Below are 6,045 nucleotides of genomic sequence, written 5' to 3' on the forward strand. Positions count from 1 at the left end.
GAGCCATGCTCGGCAGGGGCTTTACCGGTAGTGCCTCAGCCGAGCATGGCTCGGCTCTACCGGGGCATTCCCGGTAGTGCCCGGAGGCCAGCCCCTCCCCAACCCTCCCCTGCGCCTACGGCGCAAGGGAGGGGGCCAAGCTGCCCAGCAAACAGCCCTTGTCCCGCAACTGCCGCAGCATTGCCGCGCCATTGCTGATGAACTCCTCGTCAGCCTCTGTACCCGCCTCAACTGCCAACTCCCGCAGTTGCTCATGCCCACTGAGTTCGGGAAACTGCTCCAGCCTCTCCAGCAACCGGTACAGCAACGGCGAAAGCTCGGAGAACACGACATTTCCATCAGCCTCGCGTCGGGCCAGCAGCAACGTCGGTTGTAGCGGCGGCTCACTGGGCTGATATTCCAGACCAATCCTATGCACCGGCCAGTGGTAGGCCAGTGCACGGCACCACGGCGAACAGACCGGGCTACCGGTCAGCAGGTCACCACCAGGATCATGCGCGGGCACAGGTTCATCGCTGATCTTCAGCGCCAGCTCCATCCATTCGTAATGGGCCAGTTCCAGCAGCCAAGGCGCTTGCGGATCGGCGGATCGATCGTCCAGAAAGGCAATGAACTCCTGCCCGACCTCCGGGAACAGCGGTGTATGCGCACGATGCTCGCGGCAGAAATCGCGCACCAGTTGTTGCCAGCGCGGCTGCCCCAGGGTGCGCGCGATCACGGGAAAGTTGGCAGCCAGCAGACCCTGGATATTGTTGAAGTACAGCTCGCGGTATACCTGCATGCGTGTGCTGTCGATGCCCGCCGGAGCAGGTTGTTGCAACGGGTCGCGCAGGTGCGCGGCAAAGCGCATCTGTAGATCGCGCAGGGGCTCAGCCATGAGCGGCCTGCTGCAACTGACGGATCCGCGTCACCTCATCCAGTAACTCGGGCAGCGGCGGGAAGTTGAAGTCGCGTTCGAGCAGGGTGGGGCGCACACCATGCATGGCGTAGGTGTCGGCCAGCAGCGTCCAGACATCGCCCTTGACCGGCATGCCATGGGTGTCGATCTTCAGGTCTTCGGCTTCGTCGTGGTGACCGGCAATGTGGTAGCTGGCAATCCGCTGCGAGGGCAACCGTGTCAAGAAGGCACGGGCATCATAGCCGTGATTGATCGCATTGACGTAGACGTTGTTGACGTCCAGCAGCAGATCGCAATCGGCTTCGTCGAGCACGGCGTTGATGAAGTCGGCCTCGTCCATGTCCGCCGCAGGCACGGCGTAGTAGGAGGCATTTTCCACGGCGATTCGACGACCGAGGATGTCCTGGGTCTGGCGGATACGTGCGGCAACGTGCTGCACAGCCTCTGTGGTGAACGGCAGTGGCAGCAGTTCATAGAGATGGCCGTCATCCGTGCACCAGCTCAGGTGCTCGCTGTACAGCGCGACCTGATGCTGGTCGAGGAAACGCCGGGTACGTGCGAGGAACTCCACATCCAAAGGCGCTGGACCGCCCAGCGACAGCGACAGGCCGTGGCAGCTGAGCGGATGCTGCTGCGACAGTGCGGACAGCGCTTCGCCCAAACTGCCGCCAACGCCGATCCAGTTGTCCGGGGCGCATTCGAGAAAGTCGAATGCGCCGGCCGGTGCGGCCTGCAAGGCGTCGAGCAGCGAGCGTCGCAGACCGAGGCCAGCGCTGGCCTGGGCGGGCATGCGCTGGTTCAAACCGGCAGGCTTAGTGCTTGCCGCCACACTTGCCCTCACCGCACTTGCCCTCGGCTTTTGCCTTGTCCGCGCCGGCAGCTGTTTCGCCATCAGCCTTGGGCTTGTCCTTGTCGGTACCGCACTTGCCTTCGCCACACTTGCCCTCGCCGCACTTGCCTTCGGCTTTCTGTTTGGCGGAGGCATCGCTGGCTTGTGCGGTAGCGGTGGCCGCTTGGGCTTCGGCGGTCGGCGGGGTCTGGGCGCTGGCGTCAAGCGCATAGCCTTGCGCGAGATCGGTCATGGCAAAGGCAGGGGCCGCCATACCGCCGAACAGGGCAGCGCCAAGGGCGAGCGTGGTGGACTTGCGGATGTCGATGGCCATTGGATGTGTCTCCGGTAGTGGTTGGGCCGGGGGGAAGGCGGAGCTTAGCAAGCGGCTCGCGCCAACGGCGCCACCTTGCCATCGTTGGAACGACAACGGGCCCGCATGGGGCCCGTTTGATTCAGCTGATGACCATCCGCCAGTGATGACCGGTACCTTGATCGACGCGCGCTGCAGATGCGCGCAGCGGCCCTGCAACAACGGCTCAGGCGTGATCGACGGTGCTGGTTTCGTCGCGCTTCTCGCGCGGCGGCAGCGGCGCATCACCGTGTACCAGGAACCAGACGTTCTCGGCGATGTTGGTGGCGTGGTCGCCGATGCGTTCCAGGTTCTTGGCCATGAACAGCAGGTGCGTGCACGGGGTGATGTTGCGCGGGTCTTCCATCATGTAGGTCAGCAGCTCGCGGAACAGCGCGGTGTACTGCGCATCCAGGCGCGCGTCGTCGGCGCGCAGCTTCAGTGCGGCCTCGGCATCGTTGTCGCGGTAGGCCTCCATCGCGCGGCGTACCTGCTGCGCGGCCAGCCGGCCGAGGGCACGGACGCCCTGGATCTGCGGCAGCGGCGGCACCGCGGCCAAGGCAATGGAGCGCTTGGCGACGTTGGCGGCGTAGTCGCCGATGCGCTCGATGTCGGCGGGGATGCGCAGGCCGGCAAGGATCTCGCGCAGGTCGCGGGCCATCGGCCCACGCAGGGCCAGGCGCATCACGTCGTGGCTGATCTGCTGCTCAAGTTGGTCGATGGCCTCGTCGTTGGCGACGATACGCTGGGCGGCCTTTTCGTCGCGGCGCTCGATCACGTCCAGCGCGGCTTCGAGCTGGGCAACGGACATTTCGCCCATGCGCACGATCTCGGTCACCAGTCGCTGCTGTTCTTCGTCATAGCTCTTGACGATGTGGTCGTTGGGAAGATTCATGGAATGCTCGCTGGAGACTGTTCGGGTGGGACTGCATTCGTTCGGGAGCTGCATTGCCATCCATGGCGTACATCTGGCTTCGGAGTGCGGCCAGGCCGTCCTTGGCCAGGCTTCCAGCGGGCTGCGGACCGGGTGCGGTCCGCGCGCCGGCCTCAGCCAAAGCGACCGGTGATGTAGTCCTCGGTCTGCTGCTTGGAGGGGTTGGAGAAGATGGTCTCGGTGCGGTCGTGTTCGATCAGGTCGCCCAGGTACATGAAGGCGGTGTAGTCGGACACACGCGCCGCCTGCTGCATGTTGTGGGTGACGATGGCGATGGTGTAATCGTTCTTCAGCTCTTCCACCAGCTGCTCGATGCGGCTGGTCGAGATCGGGTCCAGCGCGGAGGTCGGCTCGTCGAGCAGCAGTACGTCCGGGCGCAGGGCCACCGCACGGGCGATGCACAGGCGCTGCTGCTGGCCACCGGACAGGCCCAGCGCGCTCTGGTTGAGCTTGTCCTTCACTTCGTCCCACAGCGCGCCCTGGCGCAGCGCCTGCTCGACGCGCACGGCCATGTCGGCCTTGGACAGCTTCTCGTGGTGGCGGATGCCGTAGGCCACGTTCTCGAAAATGGTCATCGGGAACGGCACCGGCTTCTGGAACACCATGCCAACCTTGGAGCGCAAGCGGTTCATCGGGTACTTGGGCGAGAGGATGTTCTCGCCATCCAGCAGCACTTCACCGCGCGCTTCCAGTTTCGGGTACAGCGCGTAGATGCGGTTGAAGATGCGCAGCAGGGTGGACTTGCCGCAGCCGGAGGGGCCGATCAGCGCGGTGACACGCTTCTCCGGAATCTCCAGGTTGATGCTCTTCAGCGCGTGGAACTTGTCGTAGTAGAAGTCCAGGCCGCGTGCCGCCAGCTTGACCGGCGCCGGCGTATGCAGCGACTGGTTGGCGGCGGGCACGGAGATGCGCTGCATCGGTACGGCGTTGCTGAGGTCGTTCATGGGAAGGTCCATGGCAATCAATCGTTTAAGTTCAGTCGTTCGAGATGCGGTTGCGCAGCAGCAGGCCGCGCGCGGAGAGGCTGACCAGCAGGACGAACACGGTCAGCACCAGGGCACCTGCCCAGGCCAGGACCTGCCAGGATTCGTACGGGCTGCCGGCGAACTGGTTCATCACTACCGGCACCGAGGCCATCGGTTGCATCACATTGCTGTTCCAGTACTGGTTGCCGAAGGCGGTGAACAGCAGCGGTGCGGTTTCGCCGGAGATGCGTGCAAGGGCCAGCAGGATGCCGGTGACAATGCCGGCCATCGCGCTGCGGTACAGCACCTGCATGATCACCTTCCACTGCGGCACACCCAGTGCCAATGCAGCTTCGCGCATCTGCACCGGTACCAGGCGCAGCATTTCGTCGGTGGTGCGGATCACCACCGGCAGCACGATGAAGGCCAGCGACAGCGCGCCTGCAAAGGCCGAGAACTGGCCGCCCGTCTGCATCACGTACAGCGTGTAGACGAACAGGCCGAGCACGATCGACGGTGCCGACAGCAGGATGTCATTGACGAAGCGGACCACGGTGCCGGCCTTGCGGGCGTTGCCGTACTCGGCCAGCCAGGTGCCGGCGGCGACGCCCAGCGGCGTGCCGATGCCGATTGCCAGTGCGCACATCACCGCACTGCCGAAGAAGGCATTGAGCAGGCCGCCTTCCTGCATCGGCGGCGGTGTCATCTTGGTGAACAGGTCGATGTTGATGCCGGGCAGGCCCTTGGACAGCAGCGTCCACAGGATCCAACCAAGGAAGAACAGGCCGAACAAGGCAGTGGCGCAGCCCATCAGCAGCGCAAGCAGGTTGACGAGGCGACGGCGCAGGTACAGCGAATCAGCGGAAGCGGACATCAGTTGCCCTCCTTGCGGGACAGTCGCATCAGCATCAGGCGGGCCAGTGCCAGCACCACGAAGGTGACGATGAACAACACGAAGCCGAGCAGCAGCAGGGCCGAGCGGTAGGTTTCAGTCGCTTCGCCGAAGTCGTTGGCGATCAGTGCGGCGATGGTGGTGCCCGGCTCCAGCAACGAGGGCGTCAGGCGCACGCTGTTGCCGATTACGAAGGCCACCGCCATGGTTTCGCCCAGTGCACGGCCCAGGCCGAGGAAGACGCCGCCGATGACAGCGGAGCGGGTGTACGGCAGGACGATGTCCCAGCTCACTTCCCACTTGGTTGATCCCAGCGCGTAGGCAGATTCCTTCAGACGGGTGGGCACGGTGAGGAAGACCTCACGCATCACCGAGGAGATGAAGGGGATCACCATGATCGCCAGCACGAAGCCGGCGGTGAGCATGCCGATGCCCAGCGGCGGACCGCGGAACAGCGCGCCGATTACCGGCAGCGGGCCAAGGTGATCGTTGAGGAACGGAGTGACGTACTCGGTCATCACCGGCACCAGCACGAACAGGCCCCACATGCCGTAGATGATGGACGGGATGCCGGCCAGCAATTCGATGGCGGTGCCGACCGGGCCACGCAACCAGCGCGGTGCCACTTCGGTCAGGAAGAAGGCGACACCGAAGCTCACCGGTACCGCGATCAGCATGGCGATCAAGGCGGTGACGATGGTGCCGTAGATCGGTGCCAGCGCACCGAATTTGTTCTCGACCGGATTCCAGTCGGAGGAATAGAAGAAGCTCAGGCCCTGTTCCTGCAGCGCATGGCGGCCGCCCCAGAGCATGGACAGCGCGGCACTGGCCAAGGCGACCAGCACAAAGATCACGGTGGCGATCAGGAACCAGCGGAACAGCCGGTCGTTGCGGGCATCGCGAAGATCACGCGAAGTGGGCGAGGAAGCTAGGGACGGTGCAATGGCATTCATGGCAGCGGCAGGGGCCCAGGAGGATGCGGTGGTGTTTCTGTCCCCGAGGTCGGGGAATTCAATTCTTCGAGGTCGTGATCCCCGCCTGCGCGGGGATGACGGTATGACAGAGGCGGGGGGGGGGGGGGGGGGGGGGGGGGGGGGGGGGGGGGGGGGGGGGGGGGGGGGGGGGGGGGGGGGGGGGGGGGGGGGGGGGGGGGGGGGGACGCGCGCGGCGCGCGG

7 protein-coding genes are annotated in these 6,045 nt (G+C 65.1%); all 7 read right to left on the reverse strand.

Features of this window, described 5'->3' with window-relative positions; genetic code table 11:
- Nucleotides 1–115: 115 nt before the first annotated feature.
- The 7 genes from ACVOL0_RS19815 to pstC all read right to left on the reverse strand — a co-directional run bounded on the left by ACVOL0_RS19815 (nt 116) and on the right by pstC (nt 5,823).
- Nucleotides 116–877 carry an HvfC family RiPP maturation protein gene (locus tag ACVOL0_RS19815; protein WP_481550544.1) on the reverse strand — a complete coding sequence of 254 codons (762 nt, stop codon included), beginning with the start codon at nt 875–877 and terminating at the stop codon, nt 116–118.
- On the reverse strand, nt 870–1,688 hold the full coding sequence (locus ACVOL0_RS19820) for an HvfB family MNIO-type RiPP peptide maturase (RefSeq protein WP_481550545.1): 819 nt from the start codon (nt 1,686–1,688) through the stop codon (nt 870–872). Before ACVOL0_RS19820 ends, ACVOL0_RS19815 begins: the two co-directional genes overlap by 8 nt.
- A 22-nt stretch (nt 1,689–1,710) precedes the next feature.
- Nucleotides 1,711–2,061, reverse strand: a complete 351-nt coding sequence (locus ACVOL0_RS19825; RefSeq protein WP_481550546.1) for an HvfA family oxazolone/thioamide-modified RiPP metallophore — start codon at nt 2,059–2,061, stop codon at nt 1,711–1,713.
- Nucleotides 2,062–2,266: 205 nt separating this feature from the next.
- Nucleotides 2,267–2,974: a phosphate signaling complex protein PhoU gene (phoU, locus tag ACVOL0_RS19830; protein WP_057628448.1), complete on the reverse strand. Its 708-nt coding sequence runs from the start codon at nt 2,972–2,974 to the stop codon at nt 2,267–2,269.
- 152 nt (nt 2,975–3,126) lie between these two features.
- Nucleotides 3,127–3,957, reverse strand: a complete 831-nt coding sequence (pstB, locus tag ACVOL0_RS19835; protein WP_481517407.1) for a phosphate ABC transporter ATP-binding protein PstB — start codon at nt 3,955–3,957, stop codon at nt 3,127–3,129.
- A gap of 31 nt (nt 3,958–3,988) precedes the next feature.
- Nucleotides 3,989–4,852 carry a phosphate ABC transporter permease PstA gene (pstA, locus tag ACVOL0_RS19840; RefSeq protein ID WP_481550547.1) on the reverse strand — a complete coding sequence of 288 codons (864 nt, stop codon included), beginning with the start codon at nt 4,850–4,852 and terminating at the stop codon, nt 3,989–3,991.
- Nucleotides 4,852–5,823 carry a phosphate ABC transporter permease subunit PstC gene (gene pstC / locus ACVOL0_RS19845; RefSeq protein WP_481550548.1) on the reverse strand — a complete coding sequence of 324 codons (972 nt, stop codon included), beginning with the start codon at nt 5,821–5,823 and terminating at the stop codon, nt 4,852–4,854. Before pstC ends, pstA begins: the two co-directional genes overlap by 1 nt.
- Nucleotides 5,824–6,045: the final 222 nt, after the last annotated feature.

Source organism: Stenotrophomonas sp. STEN021 (genome assembly GCF_056760175.1).